This window comes from Aeromonas sp. QDB54, from assembly GCF_027707385.1.
GTDB classification, from domain to species: domain Bacteria; phylum Pseudomonadota; class Gammaproteobacteria; order Enterobacterales; family Aeromonadaceae; genus Aeromonas; species Aeromonas hydrophila.
The window spans coordinates 1-18,706 of sequence record NZ_JAPCIT010000039.1 but is presented as its reverse complement, the minus strand read 5'-3'; the positions used below and the strand labels follow the sequence as shown (position 1 = coordinate 18,706).

The following is an 18,706-nucleotide window of genomic DNA, read 5'->3' as shown; positions in this document are numbered from 1 at the left end:
ATTCAAGGCATTTACGGGAGAAAAAATCGGCTCAAACATGAAGAAATGAAATGACTGAGTCAGCCGAGAAGAATTTCTCCGCTTATTCGCACCTTCCATAGCAAATCGAGTTTACGTGGGATTGAAGATTAGGAAACGTTTTATTGCTTTTAAAATCGTCGGCCCATAATTAAGTAATATTTCCATAACTCCTCGCGCGTTGAACAACGAGATAGCACCCCAAGAACTCTGACCAACACCTATATTCGAAAAATCAGCATGTTTTTTAAAATCAAAATCTTTTAACGCTGTTTTATACGATGCATTGTTATGCTTGAAAAAATATGAATAAAGCTTTTCGTTAACTGGCTTAGCAAACCGAATTTCTTGTTTGTTAATATGAGGAAAAACACCTTCACCAAAACGCGCCAGCAGTGTTCCGCCGACAACAGCTCCGCGCAGGCTGCTTGATGTCGCGTACAGCGTAGAGACAACGGCAATAATTGCGCAAATGGTCTCCTTGTCCCGCACGATAGAGGTATCCATCGCTAATTGGATGCTTTCTTGCAAGGTTCGTTTGCTGGTTTTCCCTAGCTTCTCTTGAACCCAGTCATCGATAGACTGAGTGGCTGTTAACAACTCCTCTCGATACTCAGGATTATCCGCTATTTTGCTGAGGGCATTTTCTGCCATATCAACAAATATCATCACGAGCGGTATTTCGACCATAGCTTTTCCATCTCTATCAAAAGCCCACACTCACCATACTATGTAGTAAAAACCATAAAGAGAACAAGTGTTTGGTATGTCATCGTGTGGAATGGGCTGCATTGAAGAGCAAGCAACTGCGGTGGGTTGCCATGACGTTGTTTCCTAAATCATCCCTCAGTGCCCTGGATCAGTACACTATGTATCCCCAATGGCGCTGTTACACCTATTACTTCTTCGTCAATAAATCAGATGGTTACGTACAATTGGCAATACGCATTTCACGCGTGTTGCGCAGGATTATGGATTTTCATATGGGCGATTGAAGCTGGATCAGGAGATGCGGCTCGGCCATTAGTCAGGATCGTTCCGTTTTAGCTAAGCGGTGCGAAAAAGAGGCCAGAGCCGACCGGCCCTGACCTCTGTGTTTTCTGCTCTATGGTGCCGGATTACTGACAGGCTCCCCAGGTTATGCCATCCGTGCCACATTCCAGGCTATGAGTGCCGTCCGCATAGGTTGTCTGCTTCTTGTAGAGGCCGTCGCTGTCGTAACTGGTTCTGATGGTATTGCCATTTTCACTGGCCGTCATGCTTTTGACCCAGCTAGCCGCATCAGGATCTTGGGATGGTTCGTCATACGGATAGGGGAGGGCTTCAAGAGCAGCAGAGAGCTCACCCATACTCAGGGTGGATAGCTGCCCTTCCAGACCTACCCAGTCGTTCAGGAAGCTGAATGCGCCCGCCTGCCGGTTATAGATGAACTGGGTGACGTAACTCAGATCATTGGCGTCATAGCTGATAGTGGCGTAACGGTGGGTGATCGCTGCCGCCATATCGTCAGGAGCACAGTCGTTGAAGCTCTCTGCCGATGCTTCGGCCAGATTCACCAGTGTGTACGTCTTGGCGTTTGAGCGGGCCGAGAGGGTTTCCTTGATGTCACAGCTATAGGGGGTGTTGTCCCCATGGCGCGACTCAAAGTCGTAGCGGGTTGTGTAGGTGTAGTTATTGCCTGTCACTTGGCGCTCTTCACCGTAGATGATGGTCTTGATAATTTGCGCGAAATCATCGCTCACCTTCACCAGCTCGGTGCTGCTCTGGGCTGCCCCTTGCAACTGGATTTCACGATACCAAGCGTCCGGATAGGCATTGTTGTGATCGCGACTATCCCCCTTGTGGTAATCGACATAGACAAACTTGGCGTCCGGGTTCTCCCGTTTCAAGGTTTCTGTCTCGGTAAAAGACTGCTGCAAGCCGCGCACGATCTCCTGGGCCAGCGTGGCTGTCTCGCTATCACCGCTGGCGATGAAGTCCGCATACAGCGTCTGCTCAGAGATGTTGTAGTGACTGACAACACGGCTGACGGCCTGTTTCATCGAGGCGATCAACTGTTCCTGCTTTTGCCGGTTCGCCATGACGGTCTGGCAAGTTGTCTGCGATTGGGCTGCCAGCTCACTTTCCACACTGCTCCAGAGCACCGTGGTCAACGGTGTCACATGGTAGGCATCATCTTTGGTGATAGGGGCAAAGGTGGGGGGAAGGACCATTTGATAGGCTTCTGTCACCGGGCCAAGATCCAGGTCCACGGCATCCACCGGTACATCGACCACCAAGGGGGCGTATTGAGCGCAGGTTTGCAGGTCTACCGGCAGCTCTAACCGATAATCACCGGCATCATTGGTGGTTGTCTTGGGTTCACCATCATCCCACTGACGGTTGAAATTGAGATCGAGATAGACGGTCGCGCCTTGAATGTATCCATCAATCGCCTTTCCTGACATCGCCAAGGAGGCACTCGGTGGGGTTGGACTATCCGTGTTTCCACCGTCGCTACCACCACCGCCACAGCCTGACAAAGTAGCCATCAACATCATGGCCAAGGGGGTTTTCTTCATTGTTAGTTTCCCGTTTATTATTGGTATGCGATAACGCCCAGAGCATGGTCCGTTATCATCGTGATAATTTTATCTCGGTGTACGGCTATAAAATGTTGATTAGCCTCTGATTTATGAGTTTCTATTCACCGAACTTTTCGTTTTATTTTGGCTTCAGTGCATCAAGGTGCAGACAGTTCTGTCTCGCACACGATGACTTCGCACTCTGATGGATCGGGGAAGTCTCCGCCTTCATCGGTGATATATATCTTGTCGGCATGAACGCGGTAGTTACCCGCCGGTGTCAGCAGTGGGTTTTCATACATGCCCTGATAATCGACAGAGACAGAGGTCGCACCATGGGATCTCAATGTGACGCGCCCGTTGGGGGCGATAGTGATGGATTGTTGAGTCCCATTTTCACCCCCGAAGTTGAAATAGCGGGTTCCCGTGAACGGTAGGTCTGCTGCTTGCTGCTGTGGATCCCCGGTATGGTCAGAGCCTCTGGCGCTCTGGCACATTTTCTCTAGCAGCAGAACCAGCATTCCCTCCGGCTGTGGTCGCCCGTTAATCTCCAGCGCCTCCACAGAAAAACCATCGTCTTGCATCCAGACCTGCACCATGGCCCGTGCGGGCTGACTGGCATAGGTGATGGTGCCGCTGACATTCACCAACTTCCGACCATCAGCAGCTTTCCCGCCGGTCCACTCGGGATCTTCGAAGAAGCTGTTGACCATCTTCTCGACGGAGATGTTCGGGCACATCTCCAGCTCGCTTTCCTTGAGGGTTGCCACATCCAGCAGGCTGAGCAAACCGGCCTGAGCACCCGTCGAGCAGAGCATCAGTAAACCGACTGCAGTTTTTATGTTCATACAAGGCGCTCCTCACCACACCCATGAAAACGCGGATATGGGGCGGTAGTTATAGCGACGATCAAACTCCTCCTGTGTCAGGCACAAAACACGGATGAACTCGATCACGGACAAGATCAGGGGAAGGCCGGTGGTGCAGAGCGCTAGGTAGATAAGCCCCCAGCCCCAGTTCCCGGTGTAGAACTTATGCAGACCAATGCCGCCGCCCAAGAATGCGAACACAGCGGTGAGCCCCTTGCGCTTGCCACGGTGCGCAACGGCGTTTGCGCCGTTTAGCGGTGCCTGCGGGGGAGTGGTCGCGGCAGAGGGTTGCTGAGACGATGCCTCCCCCTCTTTAATCGGCCATGCCGCGATATCGATAGGCTTCAGCATTTCATCCGTGATTGCCCTGGCTTTCTTCTTTGCGGCACCGAAGGTATCGATGGCATCGACAAATGAGCCATTGAGGGTGAGCTGGATGGTCTCATCGCCTTGGGAAGCGAAATTCACGGTGATACGCATACCGAATGGGTTAAAGCCATATTTCCATGCGGCTTCGAGCCTGCCTTGGGTGCGCTCGATGGTTTTTAACGTGCCGCCCTGGGCTTGCAAATGGGCGGCGACATGATCGAAGAGTTGCTCATAGGGACTGTTGGTGCAAAGAGTGTTGTCGGACACTTTTTGCAGACTAATGGCGTTCATGCATTACTCCTTGGATATCGACTGCGGGATGGTTGACGACAATGTGAAACAGCGGCGACAGGTGGTGTCGCGGCATGTCAGGCGCTGTCGCCAGATGTATAAACTGGGATCTTTGTCACAAATGGGTCAGGGCGGAGCCTGACTCATCAGGGTCAATAAATGGCGTAAATCACGGACGATCTGCTCATGGATAAATCCGGGCGAGATCACAGTGAGCCCCGGCATCCAGGACTTGATGACGGGCAGAATTTGATTGGCATCGAGCACGCGACTGCTCAATAACAGCGCACCGTCATCCAGGGTTTTGACAATCTCCTGCTCGGGCAGCAACGGGCGATGCTGAAAGTTGATGGCGATGGAGGCATTGGCCTTGAGCAGCACCTCAATCATGCCGGAGCGCCAGAGCGTCGGGTCGGTATCGATCTGTCGTTGAATGAGCGCATCACGGGTAAAAGTCTGTTGTGATAGCTCAACCAGCGCGATGGAGCTCAACGGATAGGCTTGCAACCTTCCCTCGCTGACGCCGGCCAAGTACCAGGTGCCCTTGTAGTTGACGAGCTGATAGGGGCTAAACAGTTGCTTGCGCTGGTCTTTGGTGATGAGCCAGCATTGCAGATGCTGGGTCAGTGCCCTTTCTAATACCGGTATCTGGTGAATGAGTGAGTCGGCTGATTGACCATCGAACCCCTTGATGGCGAAGAGGCTTGGGGTGCCTCTCTCCAGTAGCTGACCCAGACGATGTTCACTGGCGCGGGGGAACAAGTCGGTGATACCCAACTGCTCGGCCAGCTTTCGCAGTTTTCTGTCATTCTTGTGATTGAGGAATCCAGGATCCAGCCAGTATTGCTGGCTGCGGTGTTCTATCGGTAGATAACTGAGGCGTTGATTGAAATCCCGCTGCAGGGTGCGCACGGTGACGTTGTACTCGGTGGCCAGATCACTCAGGTGCAGCTTCTCACCGCTGTACAGGCGGGTGAGGAGCATACCGAGGCGTTGAGCAATCTTGTCGTGTTCGTGCATACCATCAAGCAAGGGGAATAACCGTGTCGCGGATTATCCAAACAGACCGCGACACGGCGTGACGAATTGGCTGGCAGGCAGTTTTTCGCAAAACCCATCATCGGCGATGGGCTTTTGTCATCAGGTGAGGGGTTTTGTTATCAACCGGCGAGAAGCGGTTGAGCGGGCAACGATGGTCGTTTGTGTTCAGGAGGAACTAAATCCACTATGTATGTTTTTTAACCACCCGGTGAGCCACAGCGCACAATAAGAAAGATGTGTTAATTTAGATTGTCTATACAACGGGTTGTCCGTTATGGTAGACCCCACAACCATTCCCTTTCTTTATGGAGGGTTTTTGTGTTTGTTTGGTAACACGGTTTCGAGTGATATGGTTTGTCTCTGATTGCGATATAAGGAAATAGTGAATGAGTGATACATCCGAGAATCTACCAAATGAAGGTGTTGTGGTTAATACGGAGGTGCAGTCCTCAGACACTTTATTTAGTAATTCATTTGAGATTTCAATTGAAGCGGCAAAGATAGTAAATTACGCCGCAGCTCAAAATAATATCCCACTAATTCAGCGTTTAATTATCCGCAACAAAAGCGAACAGTCGTTCAGACAGGTGGATTTTCAGATAAGTGTCAATCCGGCATTTTTTGAACCCAAGCGTTTCACCTTTGATATCTTCGGTGCTGAAGAGTCTCGAACCTTCAACTCAGTTCAACTAAAACTCTCGCTAAACCACGACTATCTATTCGATTTGGATGAGGCTGAGTCCGGTAATATCATAATTACCGTGTCTAAAGAAGGCGAAGAAGCTTTGGTTCACAACGAACCGATCCGTGTATTAGCTCGTAACGAGTGGGGAGCAACACTGGGTTTACCAGAGCTATTGGCTGCACATGTTCAACCCACGCCTATAGAAGTTGATCGCATACTGTCAGCCGCATCTTCTTTGCTTAAGTCATCCACAGGCTTGAGCATGAATGGATATCAGAGTAAAAACCGTGAGCATGTCTGGAAACAGGTAAATGCAATTTACCAAACTCTAGCAAACATGGGGTTCCATTACGCACCGCCACCTGCCTCTTTCGAACGAACAGGACAGAAAATTCGGACTACTGCCCAGATCCTCGATGGTAAAATGATGACCTGTCTGGATTCCAGCGTACTTTTGGCGGCTTGTCTGGAACAAGCGGGTTTGAACCCGGTAATTTTGGTCAAGGAAGGCCATGCTTGGGTTGGGGTCTGGTTAGTTGATTCGTATTTTTCCAACCCGGTAGAAGACTGTGCTCAAGATGTGAGAAAGAGAATTGCTTCCGGAGAATTTCTCACGCTTGAGACCACTGTGATTCCTCAGGCTGCTTCTATGAAAAAGGCTATTGCCGATGCAGCAAATTATCTGGAAGAAGCCCAGGAGCACACTTTTGAATACGCGATTGACATCAAGCGGGCTCGCCAGAATCACATTCGCCCGATGCGTGCTATTGCTGCGCTAGGCAAAGGCACTGTCGACTATGGTGAGAATTTTTCACCAGCGGGACCAATTATTGAAGATGTCCCAGAATTGCCGCCATTAGATCCAGGAGTCATAACCACCGAAAACGTAGTGACTGACAACACTCCGGAAGGTCGTATGGCAAACTGGAAGTCCAAACTACTAGATCTGACTTTACGAAATCGTCTACTGAATTTCAAACCCAGCAAAAAATTCCTAAAAGTAGTGACTCATGATGCGGGGGATCTTGAAGACGCATTGGCAGCAGGTGGTGAATTCAAGCTCGTAGCCAAACGTTCAATGGCTGACATGGGCGACCCCCGAAGTGAGGAAGAATTTAAAGCCGAATACGGCATGACCTCGGCTGAGCAATATGCTAAATCGGCCCTACCAAAAAAAGAAATCTGTTTTGATGTAGAAAAAGAAAAACTGCAGGACTACGCCACTGTTATATTCCGTGAGGCTAAAAATTCCTTAGATGAGACCGGGTCCAACAGCCTATATATTGCGTTGGGTACTTTATGCTGGAAAGAAACCCCAGAAGCCGAGACTGTATTGAAGGCGCCAATTCTCCTAGTTCCAGTGAAATTGAAGCGCGGTGCGGTAGGCTCCGGCATCCGATTAGAACGTTTGGATGAGGAAACAATTTTTAACCCCACACTCTTACAAAAGCTGGCAATAACATTTGACATCTCTTTACCGTATCTCGACGGGCAACTTCCCAATGATGATTCCGGTGTAGACGTAGACAAGATTTTTGCGACATTAAGGAAGAAAGTTGAGGACCTGAAAGGTTTTGAAGTCATCGAGGACTCTTATCTTGGATTGTATTCTTTTGCTAAGTACCTCATGTGGAGAGATTTATCCAAAAACTCTCAGGATTTACTCAAAAATAAGGTGGTAGACCATTTGGTTAACCATCACGGTGAAAATTTTCAGGATGACACAAAAGCGATCAGGCCTGAGGATTTGGATCGCGACTTCTCACCTCAATCTTTGTACACACCATTGTTGGCTGACTCGTCTCAATTGGCTGTCATCTGCACAGCCGAAAAGGGTCGAAACATGGTCGTTGAGGGACCGCCAGGAACGGGCAAGTCTCAGACTATTACCAACCTTATATCTCATTTCCTGGCCAATGGTAAGACTGTGCTCTTTGTAGCTGAGAAAATGGCTGCGTTGGAGGTAGTACACAACCGATTAACAGACATTGGGTTGGCTGAGTTCTGCCTAGAGCTGCATTCGACTAAAGCGAAGAAATCAGAGATTTCCAAGCAGTTTGTGCAGGTGCTCGAATGCGCGGACAACAAACTCGTTGCTGATTGGGAGTACGAGGCAGAGCGGTTGGCTGCGCTGAGAAACGAACTGAATGCCTTGGTTAGGGTGTTACATCAGACACATAGAAACGGTTTGACAGTGTACGAAGCTATGGGCTGGACGTTAGTGAGCGGCAAAGAACCAGCTCGCTTTGATTGGACTGACCCAGAGACACATGACTACAAGGAAAAATGCAGTCTGGAAGATTTTGTGGGTGATTTGGCAGCGTTGGCTACACGCCTTTCCAAAATATCGACTCACCCGCTCAATGAAGTAAAGAAGACAACTTGGACTCCTACTTGGCAGGACAGCCTATTGCAAACGGCTAAGCAATCCGTTGAGCAAGTGAGCGATATCGAGGCCAGCTTGCAGGATTTCTCCGCGCTCGTAAAAATCGAGGCTAATCAAGCGAGCTTGGATCAGTTGCAGTCCATTGATGAACTTGCCGCTGCTTTACTTAATGTTTCACAGGTGCCAATGGAGTCAGCTAGTCAAGCGTTCAGCACGCAAGAACGTAAGAAATTGGGCGAACTTATCCGGCATGGCGAGCAGCGTACCGCCCTATGGTCATTTTTCAAGAATTACGACGCGGAACTAAAAACTCTAAAAGCCGCGCCGTTAAAACTTCAATGGAGAGCGGCATCCCAAGATTGGTGGCCCAAGAAATGGTTTACTAAGCGGAAGGTTTCTAATCAGATTAGACTTTTTAGCCTTGATAAGTCGCGCGTTGCTGATGAGGAGATGGACGCGTTCCTTGATAATCTGGCCAAATTAAATGTAGAGGATCAGTACCTTCACGAAAATGCTGCAATCGGGTTAAGTTGCTTAGGAGCCGTTTTTAAGGCCGAGAATACCGACTGGAGTGAGGCGGCAGCCTACCTTCGCTGGATGGATGATCTGGCTTTATCTGTGCAAAAAGCCTTTGACGCACAGATAGAGCAGTTAGACGCCGCTCGAAGTTCGCTTCGAGTGCTGCTTTCTGATCAAAATGAGTCCTTTAGACCAGGTGGGCGGCTCTATAACGTGGCCCAGGCTTACAGGAATTCATATTCGGAGTTCATAGCGCTGTTTACCAGCCTTAGGGAGCTCACTGGTAATAGCGAATTTTTGGGGGGCTCGGCCAAAGTGGGCTTACTGGGTTGCATACGTTCAATGAATGCTCAGTGGCAGTCACATAAACAGGAAATCCAACCATGGTGTGTCTGGAATGACTCCCGTGCGAAGGCTTTGTTACTTGGATTGCAGGGCTTGATTGAGCAGGTCGAGCAAGGTGCAGTAGATCTTGCTGATCTTAAAGAACATTTTGTGGTGTCTTATGCTAGCTGGTGGCTAAAGTGCATTTTGGATAGAGAGCCGTTGCTCGCGAACTTTTCTGGTGCATCACAAGCCCATAAAATTGCAGAGTTCCAAAAGGCTGATGAGCGTTTCCAGAAACTCACCGTCCAGTATGTACAGGCCAAGTTGCGCGGCAAGATTCCAACTGGGTCAGAATTGACGGGTGACTTGAAAGGGGAAATAGGGTTTTTGCGCCATGAAGCGCAGAAGCAGAAGATGCATCGTCCGATAAGAGAGGTACTTAAAAAATCCTCCGCAGTGCTGCCACGCTTAAAACCCTGTTTACTGATGTCACCTCAGTCCGTTGCACAGTATCTAGACACGAGCACTCAGATGTTCGATGTAGTTATATTTGATGAAGCCTCGCAGATACCGACGTGGGACGCTGTTGGTGCAATATCACGCGGTAAGCAATTGATTTGTGTTGGTGATCCTAAACAGCTACCTCCGACCAACTTCTTTAGTGCTTCGGATGCCTCTGGAAACTTTGATGATGAAAGTCTCATCGAGATGGAATCTATTCTGGATGAATGTTTGTCCTGTGGCATGCCGTTGTCTCGGTTGGCTTGGCACTATCGTTCACGTAACGAAGGGTTGATTACATTCAGTAACCACCAGTATTACGGGTCGGATTTAGTTACTTTCCCAAGTCCCGTGGAAACGGATAACTCTGTGGAGTTTGTTGATTCGAAAGGGATATATGAGCCCGGCAAGTCGCGCACAAACAAAATTGAAGCTGCCAAGATCGTTGATGAGATCGAGCAGCACTATCTCTCAGGTGCTGGTAAGAAGTTCTCCATTGGAGTCATTACCTTTAACTCTACTCAACAGGCTCTGATAGAGAAACTAATGGATCAGCGGCGCCTTGCGAATCGGCAACTGGATGAGGCTATTGCACAGGCTGGCTCAGAAGAACTCTTCATCAAGAATTTGGAGAATGTTCAGGGTGATGAGCGTGACATCATCTTGTTCTCAATTACCTTTGCTAAGGATGCAAGTGGAAAGTTGAGTATGAATTTCGGTCCAATGAACAAGGAAGGGGGCCATCGCCGCCTTAACGTGGCTGTTACCCGTGCTCGACACAAAGTCAAGATATTCTCAAGCCTACGGCCAGAGGACATTGATCTATCGCGCACTAATGCCAGGGGGGTGGCAGATCTAAAAGCCTATCTGGACTTCGCTTTGCATGGCGCCCGTGTTTTGACTGAACAAGCCATACCAACTGGGCGGGAACCTGACAGTCCTTTTGAATATCAGGTCATTGACGCTTTGCGTAACCGTGGGTGGCGTGTTGTGCCACAAGTTGGTGTATCCGGTTATCGAATCGATCTGGCTGTAGTCAATCCTCATGCTCCAGGAAAATTTTTGCTGGGAGTAGAGTGCGATGGCGCTACTTATCATTCCGCACCGAGTGCTCGTGATCGAGATCGCTTGCGCCAAATGGTGCTTGAAGGTTTAGGCTGGAATATTCACCGTATTTGGTCGACTGACTGGTGGTTTAACCGAGAGATCCCCCTGAAAGCGCTTCTAGCACGGCTAGACGTATTGGAAGAGCAGGCGCGTCTTGAAGTACAACCGGGTTAAATGAAATTCTCTGGTGGGGGTATATACAGGGTTATGTGTATATCCCCAATAGCGTTGTTACACCTATCGATGATTTGCATATAAATCAAATGGTTACGCACCATAAGAAATGCACATTGCTCATGGTTTGCGTCGGATAGTGCATTTCTCGCCTTGGGTAATTGAAGTTCACTCAGGAGTGAATCAGGGCCATAACCCTCCAGTCATCGCTTCATGGTAAGGCTGAAAAGTGTTTAGTGAACTTGGGGTGATTCAGCCATTTTTTCTTGGTGGGCTTGGATAGGTTGTTGTTGCTCCTGGAGCAGCACTGAAGGGAGTGAGTAGTGAAGAAAGCAACGTTACCCGCCATCGTCGTCACCGGTCTCTTAATGACCGGGTGCTCGACACAAGGCAACGCCGTAATACCTATCGTTGGGCCGCTGGCCAGTTTCGCGAGTTATGAGTCCGTAGGGTCGTTCGCTCTCAGTGGGGATCGCCCCTACCTCGGGAAGGTTCGTCGCAACAGATTAGATGGCACCTATGACATCACCACGGCGTACATGACCATCGGCGATCTCATCCGGGGGATGACCGGATTCAGCTCGCTCGAAAACTTTATCGACACATCTGCACGGACGGGGCTTGTCGTCGTGCGCGGGACCAGCGCCAACTGCCCCACAGCGCAATGGGCTGTGTGGTACGACGACCGCCAAACCGTAATCCACCCGTTCCCAGGATGCCAGCCGTACACCAAGAACACCGTAACCCGTAATGGGCAATACATCATGTTTGAAGACCCTGCAGGGAAAAGCGACTCGCTTTACGCATTCGACGTGCGCCAGGCCAAATTTGCTGAATACCGATACCAGCGGCCAGTGGCAACCCCTACCGAAACAAAGACAGCTCGCCAGAGCTCGCCAGCGCGTCCCAAGCAGACGGCAACGGCATCACGCAAACGCACCCCGGCAGCCAAGACCAGACCGGCCACCAGCACCCCTGCGGTCATTCGCCAGGCAACCTATCAGCCTGGCACCATTGAGATTAAGAAGGTCTCCAGCCAGACCACCCAGGAAGTGGTGACATGGGAGCAATAACATCGCGCTTTAAGGCGCTGCTTGGCACAAAACTGTTTTGGCTCACCCTGCTCTATCTGTTGTGCGAATTGGCGTTCAGTGCAAGCCTGCTGGAGCTATGCAGCCGGGAGGCAACCCTGGATGAGATCAACCAGCTCGAAAACGTCGGGCGGCTGCTGACGGGGGTGGCCATCTCGCTGCTGTTCATCGGGATGTTCATCGACAAACAGCACATACGACCCTCCCGTCGGATCCTTTGGTCGTTCGGGCTGGTACTCTTGTTCACGGGTCTGAACCATAAAGCGCAGGACGCGTTCATCGACCATCGGATTCAGACCGAGTTTGCTACCGCTGAAGCGAGAAAAGGCGCCTTTTTGCTGACCCTGGCGGGCCGTAGCCTCTCGAATGGCACCCTGAACTTACGCAGCATCCATACCCCGGAGGTGCTGGAGCACAAGTCATCCGTAATGGCATTCGTTGCCATCTTCCCGGCATTGGCGTTCAACTACCCCAATGTCCAGGACGAGATGACCCTGCTGCTGAAAAAGGCGATCTCCATCAGCGTGACCAAGCCCTGCGACGCCCTCGATGATCGGACCAAATGCCTGGGGTCTCCAGCCCAGTTCAACAATGACACTTGGCCCCAGATCGTTCGGGGGGTGGAAGAACGCTATATGGAATATACCCGCGCCTATAACAAGGCCGTTGTAAGGACTAGCCCGGAGGCATTGAAGCAAGCAGCCACAGACGCTTGGGATGACTATCTGTTCCAGCTAAAACGTGCGGGGTTTACTAACCTGTTCACCAAACACGCCCGCCCTTACCAGGTCCCGTCCTCTAAATTTGCCCAGGTACGTCAAAAGGTGCGCGAGGCTGGGGTGCCAGTGCCGAATAACTGGCGCCCTACCGATCGCAAGACTTTCGAGGCTGTGGTGCGGCAGAAAGCCTATCGTGACACCTGGAAGGCTCTGGGCGACTCGATGGGGATCAGCAATCCCAGTCGCTACGTGACAATCGAATCGTTCATGCTGCTCAAACCGGTACAGGCCGCGGTGCGCGAGCAGCTGGGAGTAGACGGAATTAGGCGGATCCCGCTTGTGACGGAGTTTGCTGACATCGAGCGCCAGGTGTACCGCCCAATAGCAAACAGCATCATCGCCAGGCTACAAGCGCAGGTGGATTCGTCCACCGCTCGATTCGTGGGGCCGGGACCGCTGGCTGAGAAGGCCGATTCCGCGGTCAAGACCCTGGTAGTTGTTCCGCTGGCCCTGCTGTTGTCGCTGCTCGGGGGGGTTGGCCACATGATGAAGCTCACCACCTTGATCTCCCGCAGTTTGCTCGATGAGCAGAGCAAGGCTCGCACCTTGAAAGCCATGACCGCAGCTATAGCCCTGGTCTCAACGGGGGTGTCGGCTCTGTATTATGCAGCTAATCCCCTGGTCGAAGCCAAGGCATATCAGACCTTCTCCGCGGCAACTACCCTCAATAGCGGCAGAGCATTTTCGCTGGGGTTGGAGTTCATCATCCGGTTACAGGAGTTCGTCTACCCGGTTAACGCCGTTCTGCTCCAGCATTGTTATGTGATTATCCCCCTGGTTGGCTCCCTGGCGCTGTTATGTCTGTATCATTGCGCCGAGCCAAAGCGCACAATGCGAGAGGTTCAGGTCAACGTGGCCGCGCTTCAGAAACAATTACAGGCGGCGTTAAGCAATGAATCTCAACGAAAACGAAATGCAGCCTAGGTATCGCAATGATAACTTTCAAAGTCATTTTGTAGTGGTCAACTAAATCCGGACACATAGTTAAGCCGCTTTTCGGCTTCTGCTGGCGGTATCCCATCATTGTGTTGGTGTGGATCCGCCAGAAGAGTGTGAGAAGCAATATTCCGAACGGCTCAAAAGTGTCTAGCGAAGCCGGGGCGATTCAGAAGCAGCATTTTACTTAAGGATCTCGCGCATTCCCGCGTTGAGCTGGCGGCCACCGTTCTCTGCATCACGGTCTTGCATCAATTTGATCGAGACCTCGTTGGCACCAATGGTGTAGGTTGCGCTGTAATTACCACACATGCTGTCGGTTACACATTCAAAAAACGGTACCGATTTATCCTTCACTGTGCGGATGATCACTGGCTTGACTTTCAAGGTATTGGTCGCCTGACTGACTAATTCCTCAAAGTCTGCCTTAGCCTGTCTGACAGAAGCAACGGAGTCGTCTTGGTACGATGCCTGGGTACCGCCGAAGGAGAACACTTTATGTTGGTAGACTGCATAGTAATACTCACCCGTAGTTGGTCGTCCTAAGAATCCCTCGCCTGCCTTGGGTTTGCCGCGAAATTCTTCATCAATGTCACTGCGCCAGTCGTAGCGTATCAGACCATCGTTGACCGCTTGGAGCGTGGTGATGGGTAGGCCGACAGTCAGGGTTTTAAAGCCCGTATTTGCGGCAATGGCGGGTGAGGCAATGAGACTGACGGCACAGGTCAAAGCAGAGAGCAGCGGGGTTTTATGTGGCATGGTGACTCCTCATGTAGAGAGTTGGTTGATGTGGGGTGAATCGCCACCAGTGATGTAGACACTTCCCAGCTGTAACGGGTTGCGATTCACTCTCGGTTTGCTAGCAATAATGTCAGTTACGCCTTGGCCTGACGCCACTTAGTTAGCCATCGATACTGTTCGGGATGAATGCGCAACAGTTCTGCGATAACTGCTTCACGCTTATCGGCTGTCATCCGGGTAAGAAGCGACCTGACATCCGACATAATGCTGTCACGGCCAGCGCCTCTGGCTTCCGCCTTGCAATACCACTCATGTCCCTCACTAATGTTGCCAAGCTCGATACAGACTGCACCAAGTAGTGTGCAGGGGCGAAAGTTGTTGGGTTGAAGGCGGTGAGCTTCAGCGCCCATGTTCAATGCTGCAGTATGTTCGCCACGGTCACGCATCGCACCACCATGCGTGGTGAGAATGGCAGATTTCAGCTTTGGCTGACCCTGCCTCTTGGCTGGGATGGCACTCAGCAGCGCAATCGCCTCATTCGATGCTGCGCATTTACGCAAGTGTCCGCTGGCATTGACTGCACTCCATGGGTTCTTGCTGTTGCGGTACTCCGCTAGCCAGTGATCCGCTTCGAGTCGGTTGTAGGTATGCAGAATCTCTTTTGTCTCGAACTCACGGCCATTGCTCTTGAGCCAGATGGTTTCAGTCTCCAGTAGCCGTGTACCTGCATCCAGCTTGAGAAGGATTGCCATGAGCTGTTTGAGGTGATGTGATTCGACATATCCAGTTACACCATACTTCTCCCTGAGTGCTTGGTTCTTCATCCGTGCGATGTACTTGGGGTCACTCTCACGCTGAATCCGCTCAGCCTCAAGTCGCACACTTCGGGCTTTCTGCTCGGCTTTATAACGTTCTTCATCTACAGCCTTCTGAACGGCGATCTCGCGTTGTTTCTGTTGTGCAAGCTTGTTTCGTTGCTCCTGTTCCGCTTTCCCGTTTTTGTCGAACTGCTCTTGGGATAGCTCACCGGTCAAGAAGCGCAGCAAGGCATTCAACCCCCTGTTCAAGAGAAATTGTCTGTTTGCTGCTGATATCGTCGCGCCTTGTCCGGCAGCGACAAGGAGGCTGTGCAACCTGGCACCGCCCGTGATCGCACTGGTGATATCATCCACCCAGAATTGTTTGGCCAGTTCATGCGGGGGGAGGGACACTGAATTCTGGCCATCGGCCAGACCATTTTTGATCCGGAATTTCTGCAGGTAATCCCAAGTGGGATTTTGACTAGTCTTCTCTATATTAGGTTTGTCGTCTTGCTGAGCAGCCAAGGGCTTCGTGATTGAAGGTTGGTAGCGATGCACAATCTTTCGGCCCTTATAGTAAAGAGATTTAGAACGGCGCAGCTCTTGTTCTACCGCAGATTGGCGTCTGAACTCAGGGAGAGTCATATCGCCGTTGATAAAACCCCTCAAGGCGTTGAGATCGTAGCTGGCTAGAATGTCGTAGCGGGGCGAAGTCAGAGGCTCATTCCTGAATATGGCTACGAGCAAACTATGGAGGTTATCGCCTATCGATAGGGCAGCAGGAATGTCATCGACACCGTAATAAGTTGCGAGATCCATGGGCGAGATAGACATCGAGTACACTCCTTGTGCAAAAAAGAATTAGTACAATAGCGCCGCTGGCTTTTTGCCTGCAATGGGTGACTTCAATTTCATCGCTGCGAATCCCCCTGTATTCCTCTATACCCCAAGAGCCTCAAACTGAGGGGCATTCAAGGATGGCGGGATAGACTTGCTGACTGATGGAATATCAGTTGGCAATGAAGATCTCTTAGCCAGCCTTGGCAACGTCCCGTACTTTTTGCTCTACCTGGTGCGCGATGGCCTGGATCTGGGCCAGTTCAAGTGAGCCAGCCCTAAATTGGGGGAGTTGCTTGGGGAGTGCAGCGGCACTGACGATGTAGGGGAAGGTGATCTTCTGGCGTAAATCCACAAACCAGCCAGGTAGAACCAGAACGCCACCTACCGGGACTTCGGTCCCAGTTGCACTGTTGAGCCAGTTACGCACAGTGGTGACGTTACGGCGGACCTGTTCGAGCGGCGCTTTTTCAACATGGTTTGGGAAGTGAAGCGCATCATTTTCGACCCGAACCTTGAACTGTTTTTCTCCATTGTTGATGGGTTTGGAGCGACCCTTAGTCTCGATGACAAAGACCCCGTTAGGGCAGATGATCAAATGGTCGATGTTGAATCCATCAAACGGGATATCGTGGTAAACCCGATAGGGGTGCTGTTGGGGCCTAACGATTTGGTCCAGCTCCTGACCCACTGCCAGTTCACAGGAGTAACCCAGCTTGAGGTGTTGAACCTTGTTGGCCATTTTGTAAGTTTTGGTTGTGCCATAGATAAAGAGACCCAGCATGACTACCCCAGAAGTCAGCATCACAGTCGTGCTCATAGCCTTCTTATCGATGTAGCTCTGTAACAAGAGGTAGAACCCGATCATCATCATGGTCAATGGTGTGAATAGCATTTGGGAAAAGAGGTCTATCTGCAGGTCCTGGATTTGCTGTTGCAGGGTGTGGCCCGCAGGCCTGAGCAGGTCGGCGGTCAACGGACTGACCCTATGTGAGCGAAGCCTTTTTCTGATTAACAAGATGATCCCGACAGATAAGAAGATCGGGCCCAAGAACAAGCCAGTAGTTGCCAGAACAGATACCGCGAGCGACGAGAATTCCATTTCATGCGTCTTTTTGGGGATGTGGTGAGGTCAGGTTAGCTGACCTATAGGAGTCTATCCATTGGGATGTGGGGGAAGTATCACAGTATCTGATTATCCCCAATGGAGATCTTACACCTTGTGGTGTTAGTGAGATAAAACAGAGAGTTACTGCGCCTCCTTTGTGCGCAAATGGGGTTCGTTGCGCTTGGGTTTACTTGGCTGGTTATATGTTTACTGATGCGACCCGGAAGCTGGGCGGCTGTAGAAACTCACTCGGTGGCCTTAGCAAGCAGTCCTATGACAACACTTCCCAATGCCCACCCTTGCGCGGACCAACAAAGCGTAATCGTCCCGCCTTAACCAACGCCGCTGCAGCTCGCTCCACCGTGCTGGTCGATCTTCCTATCCGCTCGGCTACTTGTTTAAGGGTCAAGGTCGGCTCAGCCACCAAGATAGCCAACACCGCGTCCGGCGTTTTTACCCGCATTTCTACCGGCGTTTCTACCCGCGTTTTTTCCAGCGGTGTGAACTGTGATGCCGGTTGTGCGGCAATCGCTTCAGCCAACGCATCTCGCAGCGCCTCTAGCAGAAACAGAATAAAATCGGTGCAGTCACTCAGCCTGTCGGCCTGACTTAATTGGTGGTAGTAGTGCTCTTGGCGCTCTTTGATGATCGCTTCCACCGGCAGGAAGGCCATCACTGGTTGCCAACGGCTCAAGATCACCGTTTGCCACAAGCGTCCCATACGACCATTTCCATCGGAAAAGGGGTGGATAAACTCCAACTCGTAGTGCAAGGCACAAGAGGCGATCAAGGGATGGGCCTCTGTTTCTGCCAACCATTGCATCAGTTGTTCCATCAGACGTGGAACCTGAGTCGCGGGGGGAGCCATATGCACTAATTGCTCACCCCGATAGATGCCGACCCCACTGCTACGCCATTGTCCCGCATTGTCGCATAACCCGTGCATCAAGCGTCCATGGGCCCTGAGCAAATCCGCAGAAGAGGTAGGGGCCCAAGCCGACATTGCTTCATAAGCGGCAAAGGCATTGCGCACCTCCTGGATCTCACGGGGTAATCCCAGTACAGGTTTGCCGTCGATCACTGCCGTGACTTGATCCAGGCTCAGGGTGTTGTGCTCGATAGCCAAGGATGCCTGGATGGTGCGGATCCGGTTTTCCCGGCGCAGCATGGGCACTTGCGAGCTCTGCGTCGAGCGCCATTGCCCCACCAATTCTGCTATCTCTGCCACCCGGCTCAACATGGCGTGGGTCAGGGTGAAGGGAGGGGAATAGGCTGCCATGGGGGACTCCGACTGAAACGATTGCAAATGCGAAGGTTCAGAGATTATCAGATCGGGGGCAAGACCAACACGGCGGCGTATCTTTGCGAATTCTGTGATAAGTGGTATGCGATGTTTTATGACGGGGTGCGATTTGTTGCGAACTTGCGGTGTTACTCGCTCCATCTACTTGCTATTTCATGCAATGAGATGCAAACGAGTTCCTTTGATTTAAAATCCCTCGACGTTCGCGTCGTGCCGGTTCGATTCCGGCCTCGGGCACCATTAAGATTAAAGAAAAAAGC

Annotated in this window: 12 protein-coding genes; 3 read left to right on the top strand and 9 right to left on the bottom strand. The window is 51.1% G+C overall.

Annotation, left to right across the window (positions count from 1 at the left end; genetic code table 11):
- Positions 1-111 precede the first annotated feature (111 nt).
- The 5 genes from PG881_RS22620 to PG881_RS22600 form a co-directional block, all read right to left on the bottom strand.
- Positions 112-708 carry a hypothetical protein gene (locus PG881_RS22620; protein ID WP_270803033.1) on the bottom strand — a complete coding sequence of 199 codons (597 nt, stop codon included), beginning with the start codon at positions 706-708 and terminating at the stop codon, positions 112-114.
- Positions 709-1,136: 428 nt separating this feature from the next.
- Complete coding sequence (locus PG881_RS22615; protein WP_270803031.1) at positions 1,137-2,579, bottom strand: hypothetical protein; 1,443 nt, start codon at positions 2,577-2,579, stop codon at positions 1,137-1,139.
- A gap of 161 nt (positions 2,580-2,740) precedes the next feature.
- Entirely contained in the window at positions 2,741-3,430 is a 690-nt protein-coding gene (locus tag PG881_RS22610; protein WP_270803029.1) for a hypothetical protein, read from the bottom strand.
- A gap of 12 nt (positions 3,431-3,442) precedes the next feature.
- Positions 3,443-4,111 (bottom strand): TM2 domain-containing protein, encoded by a 669-nt coding sequence (locus PG881_RS22605; RefSeq protein WP_270803027.1) that lies wholly within the window; start codon positions 4,109-4,111, stop codon positions 3,443-3,445.
- Positions 4,112-4,237: 126 nt separating this feature from the next.
- Positions 4,238-5,131, bottom strand: coding sequence for a helix-turn-helix transcriptional regulator (locus tag PG881_RS22600; protein WP_182859717.1), 894 nt, complete (start codon positions 5,129-5,131; stop codon positions 4,238-4,240).
- 407 nt (positions 5,132-5,538) lie between these two features.
- On the opposite strand from PG881_RS22600, the gene PG881_RS22595 reads away from it, so the two are divergent.
- The 3 genes from PG881_RS22595 (at position 5,539) to PG881_RS22585 (ending at position 13,645) form a co-directional block, all read left to right on the top strand.
- A complete protein-coding gene (locus tag PG881_RS22595; protein ID WP_101617388.1) occupies positions 5,539-10,851 on the top strand; it encodes a DUF4011 domain-containing protein in 5,313 nt (1,770 codons plus the stop codon).
- Positions 10,852-11,174: 323 nt separating this feature from the next.
- Complete coding sequence (locus PG881_RS22590) at positions 11,175-11,924, top strand: hypothetical protein (protein WP_042014310.1); 750 nt, start codon at positions 11,175-11,177, stop codon at positions 11,922-11,924.
- A complete protein-coding gene (locus PG881_RS22585; protein WP_270803015.1) occupies positions 11,912-13,645 on the top strand; it encodes a hypothetical protein in 1,734 nt (577 codons plus the stop codon). Before PG881_RS22590 ends, PG881_RS22585 begins: the two co-directional genes overlap by 13 nt.
- Positions 13,646-13,840: 195 nt before the next feature.
- On the opposite strand, the gene PG881_RS22580 is transcribed toward PG881_RS22585, so the two are convergent.
- From PG881_RS22580 to PG881_RS22565, 4 genes are all read right to left on the bottom strand, one after another.
- Positions 13,841-14,416 carry a hypothetical protein gene (locus PG881_RS22580; RefSeq protein ID WP_025201459.1) on the bottom strand — a complete coding sequence of 192 codons (576 nt, stop codon included), beginning with the start codon at positions 14,414-14,416 and terminating at the stop codon, positions 13,841-13,843.
- Between the two features lie 116 nt (positions 14,417-14,532).
- Positions 14,533-16,032: a hypothetical protein gene (locus PG881_RS22575; RefSeq protein WP_234915707.1), complete on the bottom strand. Its 1,500-nt coding sequence runs from the start codon at positions 16,030-16,032 to the stop codon at positions 14,533-14,535.
- A gap of 196 nt (positions 16,033-16,228) precedes the next feature.
- The gene (locus PG881_RS22570; protein ID WP_270803013.1) at positions 16,229-17,137 is read right to left on the bottom strand and encodes a nuclease-related domain-containing protein; all 909 of its coding nucleotides are present in this window, start codon (positions 17,135-17,137) and stop codon (positions 16,229-16,231) included.
- A 277-nt stretch (positions 17,138-17,414) separates the two neighbouring features.
- Positions 17,415-18,422, bottom strand: coding sequence for a Fic family protein (locus PG881_RS22565; RefSeq protein ID WP_270803011.1), 1,008 nt, complete (start codon positions 18,420-18,422; stop codon positions 17,415-17,417).
- Positions 18,423-18,706: the final 284 nt, after the last annotated feature.

What these genes read in the sequence shown, in the direction of transcription:
- PG881_RS22620 (WP_270803033.1), bottom strand. Translation starts at nt 708, where the DNA reads ATGGTCGAAATACCGCTCGTGATGATATTTGTTGATATGGCAGAAAAT.
- PG881_RS22615 (WP_270803031.1), bottom strand. Translation starts at nt 2,579, where the DNA reads ATGAAGAAAACCCCCTTGGCCATGATGTTGATGGCTACTTTGTCAGGC.
- PG881_RS22610 (WP_270803029.1), bottom strand. Translation starts at nt 3,430, where the DNA reads ATGAACATAAAAACTGCAGTCGGTTTACTGATGCTCTGCTCGACGGGT.
- PG881_RS22605 (WP_270803027.1), bottom strand. Translation starts at nt 4,111, where the DNA reads ATGAACGCCATTAGTCTGCAAAAAGTGTCCGACAACACTCTTTGCACC.
- PG881_RS22600 (WP_182859717.1), bottom strand. Translation starts at nt 5,131, where the DNA reads ATGCACGAACACGACAAGATTGCTCAACGCCTCGGTATGCTCCTCACC.
- PG881_RS22595 (WP_101617388.1), top strand. Translation starts at nt 5,539, where the DNA reads ATGAGTGATACATCCGAGAATCTACCAAATGAAGGTGTTGTGGTTAAT.
- PG881_RS22585 (WP_270803015.1), top strand. Translation starts at nt 11,912, where the DNA reads ATGGGAGCAATAACATCGCGCTTTAAGGCGCTGCTTGGCACAAAACTG.
- PG881_RS22580 (WP_025201459.1), bottom strand. Translation starts at nt 14,416, where the DNA reads ATGCCACATAAAACCCCGCTGCTCTCTGCTTTGACCTGTGCCGTCAGT.
- PG881_RS22575 (WP_234915707.1), bottom strand. Translation starts at nt 16,032, where the DNA reads ATGTCTATCTCGCCCATGGATCTCGCAACTTATTACGGTGTCGATGAC.
- PG881_RS22570 (WP_270803013.1), bottom strand. Translation starts at nt 17,137, where the DNA reads ATGGAATTCTCGTCGCTCGCGGTATCTGTTCTGGCAACTACTGGCTTG.
- PG881_RS22565 (WP_270803011.1), bottom strand. Translation starts at nt 18,422, where the DNA reads ATGGCAGCCTATTCCCCTCCCTTCACCCTGACCCACGCCATGTTGAGC.